At 68.3% G+C, this 22,457-nt stretch carries 26 protein-coding genes; 15 read left to right on the plus strand and 11 right to left on the minus strand.

The genetic code is table 11. The annotated features are described in order from the left end of the window. Positions 1–316: 316 nt before the first annotated feature. From G0Q01_RS07010 to G0Q01_RS07035, 6 genes are all read left to right on the plus strand, one after another. Positions 317–547 carry a hypothetical protein gene (locus G0Q01_RS07010; protein WP_108964260.1) on the plus strand — a complete coding sequence of 77 codons (231 nt, stop codon included), beginning with the start codon at positions 317–319 and terminating at the stop codon, positions 545–547. Further along, entirely contained in the window at positions 544–918 is a 375-nt protein-coding gene (locus tag G0Q01_RS07015) for a flagellar protein FlgN (protein WP_164192933.1), read from the plus strand. Before G0Q01_RS07010 ends, G0Q01_RS07015 begins: the two co-directional genes overlap by 4 nt. A 261-nt stretch (positions 919–1,179) precedes the next feature. Beyond that, positions 1,180–2,490 (plus strand): flagellin, encoded by a 1,311-nt coding sequence (locus tag G0Q01_RS07020; protein WP_164213134.1) that lies wholly within the window; start codon positions 1,180–1,182, stop codon positions 2,488–2,490. Positions 2,491–2,558: 68 nt separating this feature from the next. Further along, positions 2,559–3,032, plus strand: a complete 474-nt coding sequence (gene flaF / locus G0Q01_RS07025) for a flagellar biosynthesis regulator FlaF (RefSeq protein WP_368074596.1) — start codon at positions 2,559–2,561, stop codon at positions 3,030–3,032. Next, a complete protein-coding gene (gene flbT, locus G0Q01_RS07030) occupies positions 3,029–3,433 on the plus strand; it encodes a flagellar biosynthesis repressor FlbT (protein WP_164213135.1) in 405 nt (134 codons plus the stop codon). Before flaF ends, flbT begins: the two co-directional genes overlap by 4 nt. Next, on the plus strand, positions 3,430–4,239 hold the full coding sequence (locus G0Q01_RS07035; RefSeq protein ID WP_164213136.1) for a DUF1217 domain-containing protein: 810 nt from the start codon (positions 3,430–3,432) through the stop codon (positions 4,237–4,239). The genes flbT and G0Q01_RS07035 overlap by 4 nt, the downstream gene beginning before the upstream one ends. Before the next feature lie 16 nt (positions 4,240–4,255). On the opposite strand, the gene G0Q01_RS07040 is transcribed toward G0Q01_RS07035, so the two are convergent. After that, positions 4,256–5,629, minus strand: a complete 1,374-nt coding sequence (locus tag G0Q01_RS07040) for a FliI/YscN family ATPase (RefSeq protein WP_164213137.1) — start codon at positions 5,627–5,629, stop codon at positions 4,256–4,258. A gap of 85 nt (positions 5,630–5,714) precedes the next feature. On the opposite strand from G0Q01_RS07040, the gene G0Q01_RS07045 reads away from it, so the two are divergent. Genes G0Q01_RS07045 through G0Q01_RS07085 form a run of 9 tightly spaced genes read left to right on the plus strand, consistent with a single transcriptional unit; the run spans position 5,715 to position 10,338 of the window. Next, the gene (locus tag G0Q01_RS07045) at positions 5,715–6,092 is read left to right on the plus strand and encodes a FlgB family protein (protein ID WP_164213138.1); all 378 of its coding nucleotides are present in this window, start codon (positions 5,715–5,717) and stop codon (positions 6,090–6,092) included. Positions 6,093–6,107: 15 nt separating this feature from the next. After that, a complete protein-coding gene (flgC, locus tag G0Q01_RS07050; RefSeq protein WP_164213139.1) occupies positions 6,108–6,500 on the plus strand; it encodes a flagellar basal body rod protein FlgC in 393 nt (130 codons plus the stop codon). Between the two features lie 43 nt (positions 6,501–6,543). Further along, a complete protein-coding gene (fliE, locus tag G0Q01_RS07055; RefSeq protein WP_108964252.1) occupies positions 6,544–6,831 on the plus strand; it encodes a flagellar hook-basal body complex protein FliE in 288 nt (95 codons plus the stop codon). A gap of 3 nt (positions 6,832–6,834) precedes the next feature. After that, a complete protein-coding gene (locus tag G0Q01_RS07060; protein ID WP_108964251.1) occupies positions 6,835–7,104 on the plus strand; it encodes a flagellar biosynthetic protein FliQ in 270 nt (89 codons plus the stop codon). 1 nt (position 7,105) lies between these two features. Next, positions 7,106–7,816 (plus strand): flagellar hook-basal body complex protein, encoded by a 711-nt coding sequence (locus G0Q01_RS07065; RefSeq protein WP_164213140.1) that lies wholly within the window; start codon positions 7,106–7,108, stop codon positions 7,814–7,816. Positions 7,817–7,843: 27 nt separating this feature from the next. Further along, positions 7,844–8,629, plus strand: a complete 786-nt coding sequence (gene flgG, locus G0Q01_RS07070) for a flagellar basal-body rod protein FlgG (RefSeq protein ID WP_164213141.1) — start codon at positions 7,844–7,846, stop codon at positions 8,627–8,629. 1 nt (position 8,630) lies between these two features. Further along, the gene (gene flgA / locus G0Q01_RS07075; RefSeq protein ID WP_164213142.1) at positions 8,631–9,050 is read left to right on the plus strand and encodes a flagellar basal body P-ring formation chaperone FlgA; all 420 of its coding nucleotides are present in this window, start codon (positions 8,631–8,633) and stop codon (positions 9,048–9,050) included. A gap of 3 nt (positions 9,051–9,053) precedes the next feature. Then, on the plus strand, positions 9,054–9,782 hold the full coding sequence (flgH, locus tag G0Q01_RS07080) for a flagellar basal body L-ring protein FlgH (protein WP_164213143.1): 729 nt from the start codon (positions 9,054–9,056) through the stop codon (positions 9,780–9,782). 10 nt (positions 9,783–9,792) lie between these two features. Beyond that, on the plus strand, positions 9,793–10,338 hold the full coding sequence (locus G0Q01_RS07085) for a flagellar basal body-associated FliL family protein (RefSeq protein WP_164213144.1): 546 nt from the start codon (positions 9,793–9,795) through the stop codon (positions 10,336–10,338). Here G0Q01_RS07085 and G0Q01_RS07090 read toward each other — a convergent pair. The 10 genes from G0Q01_RS07090 to flgK form a co-directional block, all read right to left on the minus strand. Further along, positions 10,310–10,780, minus strand: a complete 471-nt coding sequence (locus G0Q01_RS07090) for a hypothetical protein (protein WP_203594929.1) — start codon at positions 10,778–10,780, stop codon at positions 10,310–10,312. The two genes, G0Q01_RS07085 and G0Q01_RS07090, sit on opposite strands and share 29 nt — an antisense overlap. Next, positions 10,777–11,871: a flagellar biosynthesis protein FlhB gene (locus tag G0Q01_RS07095; RefSeq protein WP_164213145.1), complete on the minus strand. Its 1,095-nt coding sequence runs from the start codon at positions 11,869–11,871 to the stop codon at positions 10,777–10,779. Before G0Q01_RS07095 ends, G0Q01_RS07090 begins: the two co-directional genes overlap by 4 nt. Before the next feature lie 6 nt (positions 11,872–11,877). Then, the gene (locus tag G0Q01_RS07100) at positions 11,878–12,645 is read right to left on the minus strand and encodes a flagellar biosynthetic protein FliR (protein ID WP_164213146.1); all 768 of its coding nucleotides are present in this window, start codon (positions 12,643–12,645) and stop codon (positions 11,878–11,880) included. Beyond that, positions 12,642–14,726, minus strand: coding sequence for a flagellar biosynthesis protein FlhA (gene flhA, locus G0Q01_RS07105; protein WP_164213278.1), 2,085 nt, complete (start codon positions 14,724–14,726; stop codon positions 12,642–12,644). The genes G0Q01_RS07100 and flhA overlap by 4 nt, the downstream gene beginning before the upstream one ends. A 12-nt stretch (positions 14,727–14,738) precedes the next feature. After that, the gene (locus G0Q01_RS07110) at positions 14,739–15,521 is read right to left on the minus strand and encodes a transglycosylase SLT domain-containing protein (protein ID WP_164213147.1); all 783 of its coding nucleotides are present in this window, start codon (positions 15,519–15,521) and stop codon (positions 14,739–14,741) included. Positions 15,522–15,609: 88 nt separating this feature from the next. After that, on the minus strand, positions 15,610–17,925 hold the full coding sequence (locus G0Q01_RS07115) for a hypothetical protein (protein WP_164213148.1): 2,316 nt from the start codon (positions 17,923–17,925) through the stop codon (positions 15,610–15,612). Then, positions 17,922–18,791: a flagellar motor stator protein MotA gene (gene motA / locus G0Q01_RS07120; RefSeq protein WP_164213149.1), complete on the minus strand. Its 870-nt coding sequence runs from the start codon at positions 18,789–18,791 to the stop codon at positions 17,922–17,924. Before motA ends, G0Q01_RS07115 begins: the two co-directional genes overlap by 4 nt. 64 nt (positions 18,792–18,855) lie before the next feature. Beyond that, positions 18,856–19,980 carry a flagellar basal body P-ring protein FlgI gene (locus tag G0Q01_RS07125; RefSeq protein ID WP_164213150.1) on the minus strand — a complete coding sequence of 375 codons (1,125 nt, stop codon included), beginning with the start codon at positions 19,978–19,980 and terminating at the stop codon, positions 18,856–18,858. Beyond that, on the minus strand, positions 19,980–20,981 hold the full coding sequence (locus G0Q01_RS07130) for a flagellin (RefSeq protein ID WP_164213151.1): 1,002 nt from the start codon (positions 20,979–20,981) through the stop codon (positions 19,980–19,982). The genes G0Q01_RS07125 and G0Q01_RS07130 overlap by 1 nt, the downstream gene beginning before the upstream one ends. A 12-nt stretch (positions 20,982–20,993) precedes the next feature. Beyond that, positions 20,994–22,454: a flagellar hook-associated protein FlgK gene (gene flgK / locus G0Q01_RS07135; protein ID WP_164213152.1), complete on the minus strand. Its 1,461-nt coding sequence runs from the start codon at positions 22,452–22,454 to the stop codon at positions 20,994–20,996. Positions 22,455–22,457: the final 3 nt, after the last annotated feature.

The following is a 22,457-nucleotide window of genomic DNA, read 5'->3' on the forward strand; positions in this document are numbered from 1 at the left end:
AGTTCCCCCGCCTCGACCGCCGGCGCATCCGGCCGCCCGGGCATCGCGACGTCGCGAAAGGTCGCCTGAAAATCGGCCTGGGGGTCACCGGAAAGGACGCTCCCCTGCGGCGGCGAGTCACCTTGTTGTCCGGGCATCGCACCAGCGGACCGCAGTTCTTGCAGATTTGGAAGCATCGCCTGCATCGGGAACATGCTGTCGACCCCTGGTCATCCGATCTTCGAAGACGATATCCGGGGACCCGCTAAGAATACCTTTACCGAGACTATTTTAAGCATCGTGGAGAGCGCTTCGACGAATCGACAGGAGCAAGTCCATGATAGACCAGACTGGTCCGGCGACCGCAGCACCCAACCGCCTGCTGAACCGCCTGTTTATCTCGCAGATGCTGCAATTCTCGGGGGCCTTCGAGACGCGCGGCCTCTTCGGCGGCGGCGCGGGAGAGGCGCAGTTCGCCTCCTTCCTGCGCGACGAATACGCCAATCGGCTCGCGGACCGGGTGGCCCTCCTGCCGACCCAGCCCAGCCGGACGCCGCGGGCGCCGTGACCGCCCCTTCCCGCCGCACAACGCCCGGCGACCCGGCAGAGGCGCGGCTTCTGGCCGTGCTCGAAGCCGAGCGGCGCGCGCTGCTCGCCGGCGAGCTCGCGCAGCTTTCCGAACTTGCGCGCAGGAAGGAAGCCTGCCTTGAGCTCTATGCCGCGGACCCATCGCGCTTGCCGCACCGGGCGCCTCGGCTTCTCGCAGCTCTGCGTCGCAATCAGAGGCTGCTGGAGATGGCGCTGCAGGGGCTCGCCGCGGCGCAGGGCAGGCTTGGCACCTGGCAGCGGCTGGGGAGACAGATGGACACCTACGACCCGAACGGACGCAAAACGAGGATCGGCCCGGGGCCGGCGGGCCGCATTCAAAAGAAACTTTAGACACTGAGGCCTCGAGCCGGGGCAAATTCGCAGCTGACTTAGGCTTGGCTTAACATCTTCCTCTCTAGGGTGAGCTGGCATCCAGAGCTGGATGGCGCAGGGGGGCAGGGCTCCTGGCTGCTTCGTCAGAACGACGTCCCGAGAGGTTTCGCCCCTCTCCCCGTGGCGCAGATCAGCGCCAAGGGAAGAGTGTCCTGCAGGACAAGGGGTCGGGACCGGAGACAGGAATGGCGCAAAGCGCCACATTCAAGGACGAAAAAGATGTCTAGCATCCTGACGAACAACGGCGCGATGGTCGCGCTGCAGACCCTCAAGTCGATCAACATGAACCTCGCCAGCACGCAGGGCGAGATCTCGACCGGCAAGAGCGTGGCCACCGCCAAGGACAATGCGGCCGTCTGGGCCATCTCCAAGGTCATGGAAGCCGACGTGAAAGGCTTCAAGGGAATTTCCGACAGCCTCAACCTCGGGCAGTCCACCGTCGCCGTCGCCCGCCAGGCGGCGGAAACGGTCACCGACCTACTGACCGATGTGAAGGGCAAGATCGTCGCCGCCCAAGAAGAGAACGTCGACCGTGCCAAGATCCAGGCCGATATTGAGGCGCTGCGCGGTCAGATCGGCGCGGTCGTCAGCGCCGCGCAATTCAATGGTCTGAACTTGCTCTCGAACACCGATGAGACCGTCGGGTCGGGCAGCATCAACGTGCTCGCCTCGCTTGATCGCTCGGTCACCGGCGTCGCCGCCTCCGACATCAGCGTGACCAAGCAGGACCTCGGCACCGGCGCCGCCGCGATCGCGGGCACCGTCGCCGCGACCGCGCTCACCGCTTCGGTCGACAGCGTGACGCTGAACGGCACACAGACCGACACAATCGACATCGGAACCACCAACAGCGGATTCACCGCCGGCACGGCCTATACGCTGAACATCTTCGGCACCGACGCGGACGACTCGACGTTCACCCAGGCAGACTATCGCGCAACCACCGCCGCCGGTCCCTCGGCCGCAGAGGTATCGACCCTGTCCATCGTCTATGTCGCGCGCGAGGGCGACACCGCGACCGACGTTGCCAAGGGCCTGCAGGCTTCGTTCAAGAGCTTCATGGCTGCCAATGACCTCGACAGCGACGTGGTCGATGTCACCGTCACCGGTGACACGCTGACCTTCACCTCGGCCGTTACCGACGCCACGGACACGATTGCAGTGACGCTGTCTTCGGTCGATGCCTCCGAGGGCAACACCATCGGCGGCAAGCTCGAGCAGCTCAGCAACATCGATGTGACCACGCAGGCGGGTGCGGATTCGGCACTCGACCAGGTCGAGGCGCTGATCCAGACTGCGATCGACTCTGCTTCTGCCTTCGGTTCGACCCAGGGCCGGATCGAGACCCAGACCGCCTTTATCTCGGGCCTGACCGATGCGCTGAAATCCGGGATCGGGACCTTGGTCGATGCCGACATGGAAGAGGCCTCGGCGCGACTGCAGGCTCTGCAAGTGCAACAGCAGCTTGGCGTGCAAGCGCTTTCGATTGCCAACCAGGCACCGCAATCTCTCCTGTCGCTCTTCCGCTGACGTGACCTGTCCGGGGCCGGTCCCATCGGCCCCGGAGCCTCGCCAGAACGGACGGCACTGGATCAAGGATGAAGGGCTTCGTCATGAACGCACATCTCATGGCTCGCCGCGCCTACGCGCAATCGAACAGCAGCACCCGCACCCATCGCGCCATCGAATACGACCTGATCGCGCGGGTTACACACCGCATAAAGAGCGCCGCCGAAGCCGGCCCGCGCCACTATCCGGCACTCGTCGCCGCCTTACATGACAACCGCAAGCTCTGGACTGCCCTAGCGGTGGACGTGGCCGACCACGGCAACAAGCTGCCTCAGGAGCTGCGCGCGCAGATTTTCTACCTGTCGGAATTTGTCCAGTTCCATACGGCCAAGGTTCTGTCCAGAAGAGCAAAACTTTCCCCCCTGATCGAGGTGAACAGCGCCATCCTCGCCGGGTTAAATCCCCGCCCGCCGGCTTCCAGCGCTGCCAAAACTCCTGACGGACAGGCGGCGTGCGACGCCGCCACGATCACGGCCCACCCCTCCTTGGCGCCACTGCGATGAGCGGGCTGGTTCTCAAGCTCGGGCCGCACGAGCGCGTGCTGATCAACGGCGCGGTGATCGAAAATGGCGACCGCCGCAGCAAGTTGGCGATCAAGACCCCGGGCGCGAACATCCTGCGCCTCAAGGATGCGATCCACCCCGACGAGGCGTGTACCCCCGTGCGCCGCCTGTGCTACGCGGCGCAGCTCGTGCTGACCGGCGACGCGCCGCCCGAAGAGACACGGACACAATTGCTACGCAATATCGAAGAGCTCAGCCGCATCCTCACCGATCCGGATAGCCGCGCCCTGCTCACCCGCGCCACCGAGGCGTTGATAGACGAGCAATATTATCAATGCCTTAAATCGCTCCGCGCGCTCATCCCGCGCGAGGACAGACTTCTGGCAGCGGGGCGCGCATGAGCTTCCAACCCATCCTTGTCGGCACCGGTCTCCTGGCGTGGCAATTCCTGCAAAGCACCGGGGCCAGTCAGCGCGCAAATTTCGAAAAGAGCCCGGAGCTGATCCGCGACACGAGCTATTTCGCCGAGAAGATCGACCAGATCACCAGCGCCGAGGATCTGGTTGCCGACCGCCGCCTCTTGCGAGTCGCGCTCGGCGCCTTCGGTCTGCAGGACGATATCGACAGCAAATTCTTTATCCGCAAGCTTCTGGCGGAGGGCACCTCCGCCTCGGATGCGCTTGCCAACAAGCTGGCGGACGAGCGCTACAAGGCGCTGGCGCGTGGCTTCGGGTTCGATCGCGCCGAGGGCCCTCGCACACAAGTCGAGGGCTTTGCCGAAGAGATTATCGCGAAGTTCCACGCCCAGCAGTTCGAGGTCGCCGTGGGCGAACAGGACGACGCGCTGCGGCTCGCCTTATCTCTGCAGCGCAGCCTGCCGGAAATCGGTGCGACCGAGATCGCCAATGACACCAAGTGGTTCCGCGTCATGGGCAACCAACCCCTCCGCAAGGTCTTCGAAGGGGCGCTCGGCTTGCCAAGAGCGCTTGGCCAACTGGACATCGACCAGCAGTTAGAGATCTTCAAGGACAAGGCAGCCGCCCGTTTCGGCTCGGATGATCTCTCCGTCCTTTCCAGCGAAAAGACACTGACGCGAATCGTGCAAAGCTATCTCTTGCAGGAGCAGGTCGCTGCCTCCACCGCCTCGGGAAATGGGCAGATCGCGCTCACCCTGTTGCAAAGCCTCCCTCGATGGGACTCTCTCTGACTCCGACGCCCCAGCGCTAGCTGGCCTGTCGACCTCGTCCGCCGCGCACTCCGCCCGGACCGGATTGGCCCGCCGCCGCCCGCCTCAGGATCACCGCCAGCCGCGAAAAGGCCGCCTCCGGCCCCTGCGGCGAGGACTCGGCGAAGAAGCCATCCAGGTCCGACCAGACCCGGATCGCCTGATCAAGCACCGGATCCTCGCCATCACGGTAGAGCCCGGCCCGGATCATCGCCTCCGACCTCGCATAGGCGCCCAGCAACTGGCGCACCATACGCAGACTCTCGTTTTCCTCCGGACTTGCCGCCTCGGGCAGGCTGCGCGAGACCGAACGGAGGATGTCGATCGCCGGATAACGCCCGCGCTCGGCGATCTCGCGACTCAGCACCGTGTGACCATCGAGCACCCCGCGCAGAATGTCGGCGATCGGCTCCTCCATATCCGAGCCAGCCACCAGCACCGAGAAGACCGCGGTGATGTCGCCGCTGCCCTCAACCCCCGGCCCCGCGCGTTCGGCCAGCCGCATGATCTGATGCGCGGTCGACGGGGGAAAGCCGCGCAGGGCCGGCAGCTCACCCGCGGCAATGGCCACCTCGCGATGCGCCTCGGCGAACCGGGTGATGGAATCCGCCAGGAACAATACCTGGAGCCCCTGATCTCGGAAATGCTCGGCCACGGTCATCGCCGCCATGGCGCAGCGCCGTCGTTCCAGCGGCGAGCGGTCCGAGGTGGCCGCCACGACGACCGCGCGGGCCATGCCCTCGGGTCCCAAAACCTCCTGCACGAAGTCGTGCAGTTCGCGCCCCCGCTCGCCGACCAGCGCCAGCACCACCACATCAGCCGCCATGCCCTGCGCCAGCGCCGCCAGCAGTCGCGACTTGCCGACGCCCGAGCCCGCGAACAAGCCGATTCGCTGGCCTTGCACGATGGGCAGCAACGTGTCGAAGGCCGCCAGTCCGGTCGCCAACCGCCCCCCGAGACCGCGCCGCCGCGCCGCCGGTGGCGGGCTGCCGCGGATCGATCGCAGCTTCGGGCCACGACTGATCGGCGCCCCGTCCAGGGGCTGCCCGTAGGGGTCGATCACCCGACCGATCCAGCCATCCGCCGGCGCCAGCCCCGGCGCCCCCAACACCGCCACGCGATCGCCCTGCGACACGCCCTCGACCCCCTCGTCGGGCAGCATCGCCACCAACTCTTCTCGAATGCGCAGCACCTCGCCCTCGAGCGGGCCGCTGTCGCGCATGAGACGCAGCCGGTCGCCGATCCGCGCCCGATGCGCGAGGCCGCGCACCCAGATCACCGTGCCTTCGACCGAGCGCACCCGCCCGACCGCGCGCACCGGTTGCACGCCCGCGATACGCCGGCGCAGCGAGGCGATCGCGCTCTCTTCCATCGCGGGCTCCCTTCTCCAGGTTCAAACCTTTTCTAAAGGAATCACCGTTAAGCCTTGGTTGAAGCCAATCGAGGGAGAAACCCCGATGTTCCAGAACCTGGACGTGTTTCGCACCGCCATCACCATGGCGCGCCATGCCGGCGCGCAGCAGGCGGCAAGCGCACAGAACATCGCCAATGCCGATACCCCCGGCTATCGCGGCATAGACTTGCCCGAGTTCACCGAAATCCTGCGAGGACGGCCTTCCGCCATGCGCGCGACCCGGGCGGGCCATCTGAACCGGGCCTCCGGTGCCGCGCCCTTCGACCTTGCCGAGCGGCGGACGGCAGAGGACCCAAATGGCAACACTGTCTCGCTCGAGGCTGAGATGCTGACCGCTGTCGATGCTCAGCGGACCCATGACCGCGCGCTCGCGATCTATCGCTCCAATCTCACGCTGCTGCGCAGCAGCCTCGGAACCTGAGGAAGGGATGTGGAAATGAGCAGCTTTTCCGATGCCCTGTCGGTGACCTCCAGCGGGCTGCACGCCCAGTCCATGCGCCTTCGGACCCTCGCGGAGAATATCGCCAATGTCGACACGCCCGGCTACCGGCGCAAGACCGTCCCCTTCGAGCCCGAGCCCGCGCGCAGCTCCGAGTTGAGCCGCGTTGTCGCCGGCCGCGTGTCGCTGGACCGCAAGGACCTTGTGCAGATCTACGACCCCGGTCACCCGCTCGCGAATTCCACCGGGCACTACCTCGGGTCCAACGTCGATCTGCTGATCGAACTCGCGGATGCCCGCGAAGCCCAGCGCAGTTACGAGGCCAACCTCAAGATGTTCGACCAGACGCGCCAGATGCAGGCCGGCCTGATGGACCTGCTGCGCAGGTGACCTGCCATACGCGCTCCTCCCACAGCCGGGAAAGGTATTCAGAATGGATGTCCGATCGCTCTTCGCCGCACAGCAATACGCGGCCTCCCGCCCTGCGACAGAACCGGACTTGGACCGCGATGTCGGCGCCCGCCTCGCCGCGGCAGCCAAGGATTTCAACGCAACCCTCACCGAGGCAGAGAACGCCGCCACCGCCGCGATGACCGGCGACGCGGACCCGCACGCGCTGGTCCAGGCCCTCGCCCAGTCCGAGCTGGCGGTCGAAACCGTGGTCACCCTGCGCAACAAGGTGGTCGAAGCCTATCAGGAAATCCTGCGGATGCCGGTCTGAGCCATGCTGAACGAAACCCTCTTCTTCGACACGCTCCGCCAGGGGCTCTGGGTGGCAAGCGTCACCGCATTGCCGATCCTCACCGCCGCGCTGCTGGCGGGCGTCGGCGTTGGCCTCTTCCAAGCGCTCACCTCGATCCAGGAGATGACCCTCACCTTCGTGCCGAAGCTGCTGGCCATCGTGATCACCTTCTGGATCTCGATGAGCTTCATGACCGAGACGCTGGTCGCCTTCTTCCAGTCCCGCGTCATCCCGATGATCACCGGAGGCTGAGATGGAAACCGCCGGATATGCCGTCTTATCTCGTCAGAGCGGCCTCATGCGTGAGCTGCAGCTCATCGCAAACAACGTGGCCAATGCCAATACCACCGGCTATCGCCAGCAGGGGCTGATCTTTTCCGAGTACATTCGCGCCACGGACCACGGCTCGCTGTCGATGAGCGCGGCGCATGTGCGCGACAGCTCCTTTGCCCAGGGGGCGATCACCCGGACCGGCGCGACGCTCGACCTCGCGATCGAGGGGGAGGGCTTCTTCGCCGTGATCACGCCGGGTGGCGAGCGGCTGACCCGCAACGGCGCCTTCACCACCAGCGCCCAGGGCGACCTGGTCACCCACGACGGGTACCCGGTGCTGAGCGCGGCGGGCGGGCCGGTTTTCGTGCCGCCCGGTGCAGCGGATCTCGCGGTCGCGCGCGACGGCACGCTCAGCAGCCAGGGCCTCCCCATCGGCCAGATCGGACTTCTACGCCCGCCCGACACCAAGGAGCTCGAACGCGACGGCGCCACGCTGTTTCGCGCGCCGAAGGGCACCGAGCCGGTCGAAGACCCCGCGATCATCCAAGGGGCGCTCGAATCCTCCAACGTCGATCCGGTGCTGCAACTCGCCCGGCTGATCGAGGTGCAGCGCGCCTACGAAATGGGTCAGGGCTTTCTCGACCGCGAGGACGAGCGCCAGCGCGCTGCCATCAAGACCCTGTTCACCTGAGCCCTTTCCCCGCCCCGGAGACCGCCCATGCGCGCCCTGAAAATCGCCGCCACCGGCATGAGTGCCCAGCAAATGCGGGTCGAGGTGATCTCGCACAACCTCTCGAACATGAGCACCACCGGTTACAACGCCCGCCGCGCCGAGTTCGCCGACCTGCACTATCAGCAAGTGCACCGCGCCGGGACGATCAGCGCCTCGGATGGCACCATGCTGCCCACCGGGGTGCAGCTCGGGCTCGGGGTGCGCCCGGCCGCCGTCTCGGTCAACCTCGCGCAGGGCAGTTCCTCGGCCACGGGTGCGGATCTCGACGTCGCCATCGAGGGCAAGGGATATCTCGAGGTCACGCTGCCCTCGGGCGTGGCGGCCTATACCCGGGACGGCGCCCTGAAACGCAGCGCCGACGGGCTCATTGTCACCTCCGAGGGTCTTCCCGTCGCCCCCGGCATCACCATCCCTGCCGACGCCAAGAGCCTCTCGGTCAACCAGCAGGGGGAGGTATACGCCTATTTCGACGGCACGGTTCCCGCTCAGCTGCTCGGCCAGTTCACCCTCACCGGCTTCACCAACCCGCGCGGGCTCGAGGCGATCGGCGACAATCTCTTCACCGAAACAGAGGCCTCCGGTCCGCCGTTGCAGGGCACCGCCGGGCTCGACGGCCTGGGCATGCTGCGCCAAGGCTATCTCGAGGAAAGCAGCGTCGATCCGATCTACGAGATCACCGAGTTGATCGAGGCGCAGCGCGGCTACGAACTCAACTCCAAGGTGATCACCGCCGCCGACCAGATGCTCGCGGCCACGGTCCAGGTGCGCTGAGATGCGCGCGGCGCTGCTGGCCCTGCTGCTCGCTGCTGGCCCCGCCGGGGCCGAGATCGTCGTGGCGGCACGCACCATCCGCGCGCAGGAGGTCATCGCGCCCGAGGCCGTTCGCCTCGATCCGCGGCGCTCCGAGGGTGCGGCAGAGACACTGGAGGCGGTGATCGGGCGGGAAAGCCGCGTCGCCATCTACCCCGGGCAGCCGGTGCTGAAGGTGCAGCTCACCGAACCTGCGCTGGTGGAGCGCAACCAGCTCGTCGACCTCGTCTACGACCATGCCGGGCTGCGCATCACCACCGAGGGGCGCGCCATGTCACGGGGCCGCGAAGGCGACAGGATCCGGGTTATGAACCTTTCCTCGCGCAACCTGCTGTTCGGGACCATCGGCGCCGACGGCCGCGTCGACGTCTCGCCGGAGTGAGCCATGTATCGCCTCGCGATCCTTCTGCTGTTCCTGACCCTTCTTGCCACCTGCGGGCGTCTCGACCACCTCGGCCGTCCGCCCGGCTTCACCCCCAAGGAAGACGGCGCCGAGCATGCCGCCATGGCCTATTCCACCGCCTCCGACCCGGCGCTGCCGCTGCGGGTAACCGACCACGCCTCGCTCTGGAGCGGCGCGCGCGGATCGCTGCTCGGCGACCGCCGCGCCATGCGCAGCGGCGACATCCTGACCGTGGTGATCGAGATCGACGAGCGGGCCGAAATCTCCAATTCCACCGACCGGTCGCGCGCCGCCTCCGAAAGCCTCGGGATCCCCGAGTTCTTCGGCTATCCGCAGCGCCACGAAGCGACGATGACCGATGGCACCTCGCTGGCCTCGGCGGTGGACATCAGCAGCACCAGCAGCGCCAGCGGCGACGGATCGGTGAGCCGCAACGAGAAGCTGACCCTGCGGGTCGCCGCCACAATCACCAAGGTGTTGCCGAATGGCGTGCTCGAGATCTCGGGGCTGCAAGAGGTGCGGGTGAACTTCGAGATGCGCGAGCTGCTGGTTTCCGGCTTCGTCCGTCCCGAGGACATCTCGCGGCAAAACGAGATCACCTATGACAAGATTGCCTCGGCCCGCATCTCCTACGGCGGGCGCGGGCAGATCAGCGACATGCAGCAACCGCGCTACGGACTGCAGGCGCTCGACATGATTCTGCCGTTCTGAGGAGCCCCGCGTGAAAAAGCTCCTGCCCCTCCTCCTCGCCCTGATCGGTACCGGCGCCGGCATCGGCGCGGGCCTCTTTTTCGCCCCGGGGCCCAACGGACACGCCACCCCCGACGCCGGCCACGCAGAGCCCCCCCCCGCCGGGGCGGAGGACCACACCGCCGCGGACATGGCGGCCGCGGATCACGGGGAGGAGGAGAGCGGGGACGGTGCCGCCGGGGGCCATGATGGCGAAACCGAATACGTCAAGCTCAACAACCAGTTCGTGGTGCCGGTTGTCGAAGACGCGCGGGTCGGTGCGCTGGTGGTTTTGTCGATCTCGCTCGAGGTCAGCGCCGGCAGCACAGAGAGCATCTTCGACGAGGAGCCGAAGCTGCGCGACGGATTCCTGCGAGCGCTTTTCGATCACGCCAATATCGGCGGCTTCGATGGCAATTTCACCCAGACGCCGCGGATGGAGGCGCTGCGCCGCGTGCTCTTCGAAACCGCGCGCAACATCCTAGGCGCGCGCGTCAAGGACGTGCTGATCACGGATATCGCCCGTCAGGACAATTAGGCCGGCCCGCCCTCCCTTCCGACGACGCGCGCCAGAGCCGCAACCTGGCCAGTTCCTCGAGGCTGCGCTCTTCCGCCGCCAGCCACTGCGCGGCGCGCGCGCGGCGCGCGGTTTCGACCAGGCGCCTCGCCGCCTCATCGCGCGAAAAGGCTGCCCGGGCGGCGCTGCCGCTGTAGCCCTGCCGGGCCCGGGCGTCGGCGAGGCCCATCTGGATCGCGGCGCGGCGGTGCAGCAATTCGCCTTGCCAGATCGCCTGCATGCCCAGCACCTGATGGGCGCTCAAGCCGCCGCTGCCGACAAGGGCAGCCCGTCGCAGCGCGTCGATCCTGTCCCGCTCGGCCCGCAACCCCGCCTCTGCCTCGAGATCGCGGCGGTACGCCGCAAGCGCCCGATCGCGCAGCAGCGCCGAGACGCGCAGCAGCTCGGACTCCGGGCCGCTCATCCGCCGCGCCTCCAGCCCCGGCGGGCACGGGCGCGCATCTCCTCGGAAAAGCGAATGGCGGCGGCGACCGGCCGGTAGAACTCCGGCGCGATCTGCGAGCCGACCTCGGTGGTGGCAAAGAGCGCCCGGGCCGTCGGCGGATCGGCGTGCAGCGGGACCCCATGTTCGGCTGCGATCTCGCGAATCCGCCGGGCGATCTCGCCCTGGCCCTTGGCGACGCAAGCCGGCGCGGAACCCGGCGTGCGCTCCCAGCGCAGCGCCACCGCGACATGGGTGGGGTTGGTGATCACCACGTCGGCACGCGGCACCTCTGCGATCATCCGGCTGAGTGCGATCTCCTGCGCCCGGGCGCGGCGGTGCTGCTTGAACATGGGATCGCCCTCCGCCTCCTTCTGCTCGTCGCGAAGCTCCTTTTGCGACATGCGAAGACGGCGCAGATGCTCGGCGCGCTGCCAGAGCTGGTCGATGACCCCGAGCGCGGCAGCGACGAGCACCGCGAGACCCAGGAGCGCGCGCATGAGTTCGGCGAGTCGCCCGGCCGCCTCTCCGGCGGGGAGGGCGACGCTGGCGGCAATCTGCTCGAGACGCGAGGACAGGAAGAAACCGAGCACCGCGGAATAGAGGCAGAGCTTGCCGAAGCTCTTGAAGAACTCGAACAGTCCCCGCCGACCATACTTGTTGCGCGCATTCTCCAGCGGCGAGAGGCGCTCGAGCTTGGGCATCAGCTTCGACGGGGTGAAAACCAGCGCGCGGGTCGCGAAGAGCGCCAGCAACACCGTCAGCGCCGGGACCGCGAACCAGGGCCAGACCGCCCGCAGCACCTCGCGCATGAGCCCCCCCGCGGCGCCTGTGGCCGGCGCCTCGAAGATCAGCGGCACCAGCCGCTCGGGCTGGTCGATCGGCGCGAGCAGCACCGTGCCGAGCGCTCTCAGCGTCTCCGGCCCCAGCGCCATGGCGACAATCAGCAGCCCGAGGTAGCCCGCCGCGGTGAGCAGATCCGGCGCGCGCGCAAGGTCGCCCTTGCGCCGCGCCTCGGCCAGCTTGCGCGGCGAGGCGTCATGGCTGCGGTCCGCGCCTTCCTCTGCCGCCATCGCGCGCTACCGAAAGGGGGCCGACAGGAAGTGGTCGACCTGCGCCAGCCAGACCGCCAGCAGCGTGGGCGCCACCAGCGCCATCAGCGCCACCGCTCCGAAGGTGATCACAGGCGCACCGACGAAGGCGACCATGAGCTGAGGCATCGCCTTGTTGATGAAGCCGAGCGTCAGGTTGTAGAGCGCCGAGAGGATCACGAATGGCGCGGCAAGCGAGAAGGCCAGCGCGAAGGCGCGGCTGACCTCGGCGCGACTGACCTGCGCCAGAATCGCCGGGTTAGGCAGCGCCAGCGGCGGCAAGATGTCGTAGGAGAGGATCAGGTAGCCGGCGGCCTTGACGTGAAAGCCGGTCGCCATGAGCAGCGCCAGCGCGGCAACGCTGAGCACATGCCCCAGGGCCGGCATCGGATCCGCCGCGGCAGTGCCGAGCAGTTGCGAGAGCGATGTCGCCTGCGCGGCGATGGTGCCGGCGGTCTGCAGGGCAAAGACGAAGAGCCGCAGCATCACCCCGAGAAAGAGACCGGCGACAGTCTCGGTCGCCAGGGCGCGCAGCAGCAGCGCCAAGGTGGGCGAGCCAGTGGGCAGCGTGGCGGTGACCGCCGGCAGGATCGCGGCGCTCAGGAGCAGCGCCAGCACGAGCCGCAGCCGCGCGGGCACCCAGCTCTCGCCCAGGCCCGGCAGCGCAAAGAGCGCGGCGCCGACGCGCAGCAGAACCAGCAGGCCGAGCCAGAGCCCCTGCGTGCCCATCTCTGCCAGCGGGACGAGCCCGGTCATGCGGCAACCAGCCCGACCAGGGCCGGGCGCGCCTCGAGGCCGATTTCCTCAAAGGAGAGAACCGGTGTCGACAGCCCCTTGGCCGCCATGATCGTGCGCAGGAACCTGCGGCGCCGCGAGGAGGTCACCAGCGCCGGGTAGATGCCGCGGCTGCCGGCGTTGCCGACCTCCTCGGCGATGCCGCGGGTGAGCGCCTCGAAGGTGTCGGGCGGCAGCGCCACGTCGAGCACGCCGCGCCCGCCATCGACCTGGTGGCTGGCGAATGTATCCTCCCATTCGGCAGCAAGCTGGATCAGCGGGATGGTACCGTCGTCGCGCCACATAGCCGCGACCAGCTGGAAACCGAGCCGCTGGCGAACGTGCTCGCAGATCGCCTCGGGAGCGCTCTGCTGGCCGCGCATCTCGGCCACCGCCTCGAGGATCAGCGGCAGGTTGCGGATGCTCACCTGCTCCTCGAGCAGCAGCCGCAGCACCACGTGCAGCGTGTCAATCTGCACCTTGTCAGGTATCAGCTCGTCGAGCAGCCGCCGGTTCGCCTCGGCCCGCGCGGGATCGGAGAGCGAGACCATCTCGTCGAGCAGACGGCGCAGCGCCTTGAGGGTCAGGAGCCGGCCGAAATTGCGCTTGATGACCTCGAGAAGATGGGTCGCCAGGACCTCGGCCGGGGTGACGATGGTGACCCCGGTGAGCGCCGCGCGGTCCTGATCCTCGGGGCGGATCCAGCGGGCGGGGGCGCCGTAGACCGGCTCGGTCACATCGCGACCGTCGGGCAGGGCGCGGGGCTCGTCGGGCACCAGCGCCAGAACCAGGTCGGGATTGAGCTCGCCCCGCGCCACCTCAACCCCATGCACGAGGATCACGTAGACGCCGGTTGCCAGCGCCGGCGCGTCGGTGAGCCGGATCTCGGGCAAGATCAGCCCGTAGCTCGCCGCCACGTGCCGACGCATGTTGGCGATGCGGATGTCGAGCCCGGTGCCCGGATCGAGCACCATGTCCACCAGGTCGGGAGCGAATTCGAGATGGATCTCATCGAGGTCGAGCAGATCCCCGATCGGCCGCTCGCGCGGAATGTCGGGCTGCGCCTCGCGCGGCGCCACCGTATCCGCAAGGGACAGGCGCCGCCGCATCCGCAGCGCCAGCGCGCCGAGGATCGCCGCGCCCAACATGAAGGGCACGAAGGGCAACCCGGGCACCAGCGCGAAGAGCGCCATGAGCAGGCCGACCGTCCCCAGCGCTGCCGGGTGCCGCGCCAGTTGCCCGACCACGGCGACATCGGTCGCTCCGGTGGCGCCACCGCGGGCGAGCAGGAGCCCCGAGGCGATGGAGATGATCACCGCCGGTATCTGCGAGACCAGCCCATCACCGACCGTCAGGATCGCGTAGGTCTCGAAGGCGTTTCCCAGCGCCATGCCATGGCCGAAAATCCCCATGATCATGCCCATCACGAGGTTCAGCAGGGTGATGAGCAGCCCCGCCACCGCGTCGCCCTTGACGAATTTCGAGGCGCCGTCGAGCGAGCCGAAGAAGGTCGTCTCCTGCTGCTCGCGCTCGCGGCGGAGCTTGGCCTCGGCATGGTCGATGGCGCCGGCGGACATGTCGCTGTCGATCGCCAGCTGCTTGCCCGGCATGCCGTCAAGCGCGAAGCGCGCGCCCACCTCGGCCATGCGCGCGGCGCCCTTGGTGATCACCGCGAAGTTCACGATCATCAGCACGCCGAAGACCACCAGCCCGAGAAAGACGCTGCCGCCCATGACGAAATTTGCAAATCCCTCGATCACGTCACCGGCGGCGCCGGTGCCCGTGTGCCCCTGCCCTATGATCAACTTGGTCGAGCTGACGTTGAGCGAGAGCCGCAGCATGAGCGCGCCGAGCAAGATCGTCGGGAAAGAGGAAAAATCCAGCGGCCGCTCGATGAAGAGCGTGACGGTGAAGATCAGGATCGCCAGGCCGAAGGAGACCGCGAGGCCAAGGTCGAGCACCAGCGAGGGCATCGGCAGGATCATCATCACGATGATCGCCATCAGCGCCACGGCGAGCAGCACCGTCGGTCGGAAAAGGCCGGGGGTGGCGGCCGCGGTCATCTCGGCCATGACTCAGCCCCCCGCCGGATCGCGCCGACCCTGGCGCAGATCGAGGAAGGGGCGCGCCGCGCCTCCCAGGGGCGTCAGCGAGCCAGGCAAGCGCGCGCCCTGCCCCACCAGCAGCGGAAAGCCGTTGTCGCGGGCGGCCTCCGGAGGCGGCGCGCCGGCGAGCGACTCGCGCACGCTGCGATAACGCGCGATGTAGCGGCGCGCATATTCCGGCGTGCGGCTGTGATAGGCGGCCACCGCCCGGTCCCAATCCCCCTCCTCGCCATGCAGCCGCTTGAGAAACCCTGCGGCATAGAGCGCGTTCGCCTCGGGATCGAACATCTGGTCGGTGGAGTCGAAGGCCTGCCCGTGCCAGCGGACGTTCACCTGGAAGCAGCCTATGTCCATATTGCGACGGCCGCGCGCCAGCTGCCCGGAAGCAAAGGCCCGCGCCTCTGCGGCGCTGTCGAACCAGAAGCCGTCACCGCCGAGGTTCACCGTCCAGGGCCAGGGCTGCAGCGCGCCGTCGCGTCGGCGCCCGGTCTCGACCCGGGTGACAGCGCGCAGGATCGGCACGGGAACCCCGAGCCGCTCTGCCGCCAGAACGGCGGCGCGATCGCAGCGCAGCCTATCTTCTGCCGCCGCGCTTGCCCGCGCGGGCGCCGCCAGACCCAAGAACAAAAGGACCACCGCGAGCAGCGCGCCACCCGCGGCGTCGCAGAGGCCCGCAAGCCCAGCGTCCTGCCGCCGGCAGCCGCAGCGGTTCGGGGTGCGCGATCTAGGAGGTCCGGGTCTCAAGTCTCTCATTCCGCATCCTGCAGATCATCCTGTCGGTCTAGGCAGATTCGCTTTCGATTTCCTTTCCGGCCAAGCTGCCCCGCCCGGGATAATCCGGTCACAGCGCTGGAACCGCGCTTTCGGCGAGCAAGGCGCGGATCGTCTCGATCGTGCTCTTGCCGCTCTCGGCCAGCGCCTGCCCCTGCTCCAGAGTGGGCATGCCTGCCTCCGGCGGTGCCGCGCGTGCCAGCGCCGCGGCTTCAGCCAGCACCGGGTCCTCTCCGCGCGCCGTCGCTTCGAGATCGCCAGCGAGCCAGGCGAGGCGCGCCGCGTTCTGCGCATCGCCGAGCTGCTCGTAGGCGGCTTGGGCAAACTCGAAGTCCCCCATGCCCTCGCGGGCCTCGGCGCGCAGCCGGAGCACGTCATCGCCCTGCAGCCCGACCAGCGCGATTTCCGCGGCCTCGGGCCGTTGGCTCGCAAGCGCCAGACGCGCCTCCAGGAGCCGCCAGTCATGTGCCCGCCCTGGCGGCGCGGGCCCCGCAAGCCAGCGCCCGGCAGCCTCGGGCAAGCCCAGCGCCAGGAGCCGGTCCGCGACCTTCAGCGCGAGACCGGGGTCCACCGGCGCCAGGGCGAGGTTGAGAGGATCGAGCGCGTGCCGCAGGAATTTCGCGTCCGGGCCCGAGGCGGTGAGCGCCTCCAGGGCCTCTGCCCGGGCGCGCAGGCGCGTCTCGGCGGCAACTTCGGCGGGGCCGGAAATCTCGGCGAAGGCCCGGTCGAATTCGGCGTTGGCCCAAGCCGCCCGCACATGCGCCAGCCAGAGCGCATCGCGCGAGTCGGTCGTGCGTCGCTCGGTGCTGTAGGCGCCGGTCAGCTCGACCATTTCCGACGGTACCTGGTGGCCCTCGGCGGTGGCGAGGTCGATACTTTCGACCGCCGCGGCGACCCCCAGCTCGCCCGGCGCGGCAATCAGTTCGGAGAGCAGCGTTTCCGCCTCTGCCGTGGCACCCGTGGCCCGGGCGATCCGCGCCGCGGCGAGCTGCATTTCCTCGGTCACTCGCCCCAACGCCCGCGCAAGCCGCGACAGGACGTTGCGTGCGGCGTCGAACTCGCCCTCCTCGGCGAGGCGCTCGGACAGCCGCGGGCCGAGGATACGGCGCAGCCCGAGAGGCAGCTCCTCGAAGGTCGCCATGATCGCCGGCACTGCGATCTGCGCCGTGTCCGGCAAGCCGCGCGCGCCAAGCACCGCCCAGAGCGCGGCGCGGCCGGGGCACTCGCTCTGCCCGGCAAACACCCCCGCCGGATCGGCGCCGCCCTCGGTCAGCGTCGCCAGAGTCATCAGCACCGGGTCGGGAATGTCATTCTCGAGCCGCAAGAGCGCCCGCGCCTCGGCACCGAACCCGAGAGAGATGTAGAGCCGCGCAAGGTCGCGCTGCACTTGCGTGTCGATGCGGTCGAACTCTCCCAGCAGCCGGCTGCGCAGCGCCCCGAGCCGCGCAACGGCGGCGGCTTCGCCCTCCTCGCCGAACCAGCCGGGAAGGTCGAGGCGCCGATCTTCGACACAGGCCCGCTGCCCGCCGAGGCGCAACACCGAGGTGGCGCCGAACCCGCGCGCCGCCGAACCTGCCAGGATCTCGGCGCTGATCGGGTCCGGGGCCCGCGCCGCGCGATCTGCCTCGGCACCGGAGCCATCCTCCGGCGTGCCGGCCTGTTTCATCGGTTCCTGCAGCGGCCCATCGGCGTCAAGCAGACCCTGCGTGGCGCCGCGGGCGAGTTCCTCGGCGAGGGACTGGCCGAAACTCTGGGCGATCTCGCGATCCGACGCGGGTGTCAGCACCTCGTCGACCAGCCGCGGACCCGGATCGAAGGTCGGCAGCAACCGCCGCGCCCCCGCGGCGTCGGACAGGCCGGGAAGCAGACCGAGGTCCAGCCCTGGCGGCGCCCCCGGTGTCTCGACCACGGTCCTGTCTTCCACCCGCGCCGCCCCGTTCGCCTGCGCGGTTGCAGGGGGCGGCTCGGGTCTGGGCTCATTCGCCCGGCGCGGCCGCACGTCGAGCACGGCCAAGTGCCCGTCGTGGAGCGAGCTCTCCACCACGCAATCGCAGGCCAACGCCAGCTCGACCCCCGTTCCGCCGGGCAGCGCCGCGACCGCAGCAACCCGGTCGCGGCCGATGCGCCGAAAAACGTCGTCGAGACGGATCTCGAAGCCGCCTCTCGCCAGCTCGACCAGGTAGCTCGCGCCGTCCGGACCCGGGACGCCCTGCCACCCAAGGCCTTCGGGAAGGTCGAGAACCAGCCGGGTGAAACCGTCATGCTCCCCACTGCGCAGCACGACCTGCTGCGCCGCGGTGGGGTCCGGCCGCAGCTCTAGCAGAAGGACCAGCAACAGGACCGGAAGCCGGGCGCGGCGCCTGATCTCCTGCCACCCGGTGTTCATGCTGCCTCCTGCTTGACCGATTTCAGCGCCTCCTCGAGATCGACGAAGCTCGGCCGGAAATGCGCCGGCGTGTTCTGCCGACCGACCTCGATGCAGATATTGGTCGCGTGGTTGTGCAGGTTGGCCACCAGCACCTCGCGGATCAGCTTGTAGAAATGCAGGTCCTCTCCGACCACGGCCTTCACCTTGTTGGCGAAGGGGCCCATGAAGCCATAGGCGAGAAAGACCCCGAGAAACGTGCCGACCAGCGCGCCACCGATCAGCTTGCCCAGAACCTCCGGCGGCTGGTCGATCGAGGCCATGGTCTTGATCACCCCGAGCACCGCCGCCACGATTCCCAGCGCTGGCAGGGAATCCGCCATGCTCTGCAGCGCGTGGCTCGAATGCATGCGATGTTCTTCCAGCGCCTCGATCCGCTTGTCGAGCACCTCCTCGACCTGGTGCGGGTCGTCGTAATTCATCGACATCGAGCGCATCGTGTCGCAGATCAGCTCGATGGCAACCTTGTCGCTCTGGATCTTCGGGTACTTGGAAAATATTGCCGATTCGCCCGGCGATTCCACATGTTCCTCGATCGCCACGGGGCTCTGCCGGGCGAGCTTGATCAACTCGAAGAGCAGGCAGAGCAACTCCTTGTAGTCATTGGGCTTCCACTTCACGCCTTTGAACACCTTGCCGATATCCGCGAGGGTGTGTTTCACGACGCTGCCGTCGTTTCCGAGCAGGAAGGCGCCCGCCGCGGCACCGCCGATCATCATCATCTCGAACGGCAGCGACTTGATGATGATCGACATCTTCCCACCCGCTGCCAGGTAGCCGCCAAAGACCATGCCGAAAATGACAACTATGCCGATGATGCCGAGCATCCGGTGACTCCTTCACCCCTGGTTTTCTCGCAGCCCACGGCACGGGGCATCGCCCCTGCCCGGCTCACATGACGACGAATTCAGCATGGAGCGCGCCCGCCGCCTTGATGCTCTTGAGGATGTCGATCATGTCGCGCGGCGAAACGCCCAGCGCATTGAGCCCGGCGATCACCTCCGACAGCGAGGTCCCTCCCGGCACCTCGGCAAGGCCGATGCCCGGTTCCTCGACGATGTTGGCGTTGCTGCGGGGCACCACGATCGTCTGCCCCTCGGCGAACGGGTTGGGCTGCACCACCAGGGGCGCCTCGTCGATGCGCAGGGTGAGATTGCCCTGCGAGACCGCGACACGCGAGATGCGCACATCCTCGCCCATGACGATCGTACCCGAACGCTGGTCGACCACCACCCGGGCGCGGCGCTGCGGCTCCACCGGCAGGTTCTCGATCGCCACCACCGCCCGCGCCGGAGACCCGGCGCCGGTGCGGCGCAGATCGACCGAGACCGTGCCCGCATCCAGCATGCGCGCCGCCGCGGCCCCGACCGCGGTATTGATCACCCGCTCGATGCGACCGGCAGTGGTGAAATCCGGCTCCCGCAAGGCCAGTCTCAAGGTCGCGAGCTGGGTGAAATCGAAATCGACCTCGCGTTCGATCCGGGCGCCGGCAGGGATCTCCCCCGAGGTTGGCACACCCTGAATCACCCGCGCAGCATTGCCCTGCGCCTCGGCACCGCCAGCGATCACCGTGCCCTGCGCCACCGCGTAGATCTGCCCATCTGCCGCGTTGAGCGGCGTCATGATCAGCGTGCCGCCCAGCAGGCTGCTGGCGTCACCGATGGCCGAAACCGTCACGTCGATCTGGCTCCCGGCGCGGCCGAAGGGCGGCAAGCGCCCGGTGACGAAGACCGCAGCGACGTTGCGCGGCCGGAACTGCTCTCCGGTGACGTTGACGCCCAGCCGCTCGAGGATGTTCTGCATGATTTCCTCGGTAAAGGGCGCGTTGCGCAGCCCGTCGCCGGTGGCGTTGAGACCGACCACCAGCCCGTAGCCCACCAGATCGTTGGACCGCACGCCGTCGAGCTCGACCAGGTCCTTGATGCGCACCGCCTGCGCGGCACATGGTCCCGCGCTGCCGACCAAACCCGCGCCGAGAATTCCGGCAAGAAACAGAAGAGCCCACCCGCGGACCATCACAGGAAATCTACCAAGGAGAGCTGCGACGAGCGCGCGGTGATCGCGTAGAGGCTTTCGAGCTGCGCGCGGATGGTCTCGTAGCGGGTTGCCGCCTCGAAATTGTCGGTGCCGACCAGATCCACGCGCATCATGCTCAGGGCCGAACGCTCGGCGGCGTTGCGCGTGGTGATCTCCGCGATGCGGGCCTCCTTGGCGCCGAGCCCGGCGCGCAGCTCCACGATGCCCTGTTGATGACCAAGCAATTCGCGGCCGGCCTGCGACAGCAGCTCGGTCTGCACCTCGGGGGCGAGCGCCAGCGTGTCATCGGTCGCCAGCGCCGCCTTGGCGACGGATTTCAGCAAGGCACGGAAAACGGGATTATCGCCGCGGATGTCCAGAGAAACCGACTCGCCGCTGCCGATGCGGATCGGGCTCGCGTCCTGCGTCGCCCCGAGATAGCTGGTGGTCTCGAAGCCGCCGCCGGCGCTGTCGAACCATGTGTCGAGCGCGGCGCCGATATCCGCCGCAGTGGACTGCCCGGAGAGGGCGAGCCGCAGGTCGTCGAGCATATCCTCCGTCCCTTCGACGGCGGGCGTGTCATTGGCCGTGCCGGAAAAGAGAAAACGACCGCCGATCGTGCGGTTGAGCCCGGCGAGCAGCTGCCCCATGGCATTGCGCGCCTCTTCCGAGAAGGTTTCTCGCATTTCCTGGGTCGGGGTCAGCTCGGCCGAGAGCAGCACCTGCGACAGCAACTCGGTTCGGCCCTGCAGTTCCTCGAGCGTGGTCTGCATCGTGGCCGAACGCGCCGCGGCTTCGGTCGTGCTGACGCGGAAGGCCTCGAGCCGCGAGAGGTCGCGGTCGAGCGCGACCAGCCCGGTGACGTCGCCCTGCAGGTGCCGCGCCGGATCGCTCAGGAAGCCTGTCGCGATCTCGACGCCGAGCTGGTCGAGGGCGCGGTTGAGCCGCGTGTGATGCGTGCCAAGCACGAGGCTGCGCGCCAAATCTCCGACCGTGTCCATGGCTGTTCCTCCTCAAATCGCCAGCAGCCGCTGCATCAACTCATCGACCACGCTGATCACGCGGGCATTGGCGGCGTAGCTCTGCTCGACCCGGATCAGCGCTTGGAGTTCGGCGTCGCTGTCGACCCCCTTGGAGAGCTCGATTTCACGCAGCGCCGTGGTGCGCGCCGTGGTGAAGCTCAGCTCGTCCTCGGCCCGGATGCGGGTCAGCGAAAGCGCCGAGTGGAATTCGGCAACATGCTGGGCGAAGCCCTTGCTGCCGCTGCCGAGGCTCGCCGAGGCGGGCACGGTCAGGGTTTCCAGCGCGGTCATGTAACCGGTCAGCAGCGTCGCATCGCCGACCGGCCCTTGAGTGGCCGCGCCCAGACCGTCGCGCAGGCGCCAGGTACCGCTGCCTTCCGGATCGACGAGCGCGTTGAGCGTGATCCGCCCGGCCAGGCCGACTTCGTCGAGCGGATCAAAGCCCGCCCCCGCATCGGTGAAAAGCCCGGGATCGCCGGGGGCAAGCGTGCCATCCGGCCCGCCGGGGGCGAAGCGGTCGATGAGGTCCCGCGACAGCCCGTCGAGCCCAGCCTGCAGTTCGGGCGCCAGCAGGTCGCGGATCTGAAACTGGGCGCCGAGGCTGCCGCCACCAAGCGGTCCGGCGTTGCTGCTGGAGATGGCGACACCGTTGATGGTCAACCCCGAGAGCGCCCCCCCCGCGAGGGTCATCGCCGCGTCGATCGCCCCGGTGGCGGTGAAGCCGATCTCCGCCGGGGCGCTGTTGATTGTCGGGTCGAGCAGCACGGTGCCCGAGGCGGCGTAGATCGCCTGCGCGCCGGGCGGCCGGTCGACGACGCGCAGCGGCACGATTTCGGCAAGCGCATCAATCACCCGCTGTCGCTCATCCTTCAGCGAGGCGGCGTCACCCTTGCGGAGGACGTCTGCCGCGATCGCCTCGTTCAGCGCACGCACACGGGCGAGACCAGTGTTCAGCTGGTCCACCCGCCGAGCGATCCCGGCATCGGCCGCCACCCGGCTCTGCTGCAGGTCGCTGCCGAGCGCGTTCAGCATGTCGGTGAAATCCAGCCCGGCCCTCGCCAGGGTCTGCAGCCGCTGCGTCGAGGCAGAGTCGGCGGAGGCGGAGACCAGCGCCGTTTCGAAGGCCGCGAGGCGCCCCGTGAGTGAGCCCAGCGCGCCGCTCTCTCCAACCAGCCCGGCGATGCGGCTGGCGAAGGCCTCCATCTCGCCGGCGTACCCGCTGCCCGCGTCGGACAGGCGACGGTCCGAGAGCACCGCCGCATCGACCTGGCGCAGCACCCCGAGCACCTGCACGCCGCCATGGCTGCCGCTTGCGCGCGACGCCGTCTCGAGTTCGCGCCGGCCATAGCTTTCGGTGGACGCATTGGCGATGTTCGAGGCGATCACCGTGGCGGCCCGGCTGTTCGCGGTCAGGCCGCTGGTCGCGTTGGAAAGAGCTCCGGTCAGGGACATTTG

The organism is Salipiger sp. PrR007 (assembly GCF_010499845.1).
Taxonomy (GTDB): Bacteria; Pseudomonadota; Alphaproteobacteria; order Rhodobacterales; family Rhodobacteraceae; genus Salipiger; species Salipiger pacificus_A.

Coding starts and splice junctions, on each gene's coding strand:
- flgH (WP_164213143.1), top strand. CDS start 9,054: ATGTATCGCCTCGCGATCCTTCTGCTGTTCCTGACCCTTCTTGCCACC.
- G0Q01_RS07020 (WP_164213134.1), top strand. CDS start 1,180: ATGTCTAGCATCCTGACGAACAACGGCGCGATGGTCGCGCTGCAGACC.
- G0Q01_RS07100 (WP_164213146.1), bottom strand. CDS start 12,645: ATGACCGGGCTCGTCCCGCTGGCAGAGATGGGCACGCAGGGGCTCTGG.
- flhA (WP_164213278.1), bottom strand. CDS start 14,726: ATGACCGCGGCCGCCACCCCCGGCCTTTTCCGACCGACGGTGCTGCTC.
- G0Q01_RS07110 (WP_164213147.1), bottom strand. CDS start 15,521: ATGAGAGACTTGAGACCCGGACCTCCTAGATCGCGCACCCCGAACCGC.
- G0Q01_RS07090 (WP_203594929.1), bottom strand. CDS start 10,780: ATGAGCGGCCCGGAGTCCGAGCTGCTGCGCGTCTCGGCGCTGCTGCGC.
- flaF (WP_368074596.1), top strand. CDS start 2,559: ATGAAGGGCTTCGTCATGAACGCACATCTCATGGCTCGCCGCGCCTAC.
- motA (WP_164213149.1), bottom strand. CDS start 18,791: ATGCTCGGCATCATCGGCATAGTTGTCATTTTCGGCATGGTCTTTGGC.
- flgG (WP_164213141.1), top strand. CDS start 7,844: ATGCGCGCCCTGAAAATCGCCGCCACCGGCATGAGTGCCCAGCAAATG.
- flgC (WP_164213139.1), top strand. CDS start 6,108: ATGAGCAGCTTTTCCGATGCCCTGTCGGTGACCTCCAGCGGGCTGCAC.
- G0Q01_RS07010 (WP_108964260.1), top strand. CDS start 317: ATGATAGACCAGACTGGTCCGGCGACCGCAGCACCCAACCGCCTGCTG.
- G0Q01_RS07035 (WP_164213136.1), top strand. CDS start 3,430: ATGAGCTTCCAACCCATCCTTGTCGGCACCGGTCTCCTGGCGTGGCAA.
- G0Q01_RS07045 (WP_164213138.1), top strand. CDS start 5,715: ATGTTCCAGAACCTGGACGTGTTTCGCACCGCCATCACCATGGCGCGC.
- G0Q01_RS07040 (WP_164213137.1), bottom strand. CDS start 5,629: ATGGAAGAGAGCGCGATCGCCTCGCTGCGCCGGCGTATCGCGGGCGTG.
- G0Q01_RS07065 (WP_164213140.1), top strand. CDS start 7,106: ATGGAAACCGCCGGATATGCCGTCTTATCTCGTCAGAGCGGCCTCATG.
- G0Q01_RS07125 (WP_164213150.1), bottom strand. CDS start 19,980: ATGGTCCGCGGGTGGGCTCTTCTGTTTCTTGCCGGAATTCTCGGCGCG.
- flgK (WP_164213152.1), bottom strand. CDS start 22,454: ATGTCCCTGACCGGAGCTCTTTCCAACGCGACCAGCGGCCTGACCGCG.
- fliE (WP_108964252.1), top strand. CDS start 6,544: ATGGATGTCCGATCGCTCTTCGCCGCACAGCAATACGCGGCCTCCCGC.
- flgA (WP_164213142.1), top strand. CDS start 8,631: ATGCGCGCGGCGCTGCTGGCCCTGCTGCTCGCTGCTGGCCCCGCCGGG.
- G0Q01_RS07115 (WP_164213148.1), bottom strand. CDS start 17,925: ATGAACACCGGGTGGCAGGAGATCAGGCGCCGCGCCCGGCTTCCGGTC.
- G0Q01_RS07130 (WP_164213151.1), bottom strand. CDS start 20,981: ATGGACACGGTCGGAGATTTGGCGCGCAGCCTCGTGCTTGGCACGCAT.
- flbT (WP_164213135.1), top strand. CDS start 3,029: ATGAGCGGGCTGGTTCTCAAGCTCGGGCCGCACGAGCGCGTGCTGATC.
- G0Q01_RS07095 (WP_164213145.1), bottom strand. CDS start 11,871: ATGGCGGCAGAGGAAGGCGCGGACCGCAGCCATGACGCCTCGCCGCGC.
- G0Q01_RS07060 (WP_108964251.1), top strand. CDS start 6,835: ATGCTGAACGAAACCCTCTTCTTCGACACGCTCCGCCAGGGGCTCTGG.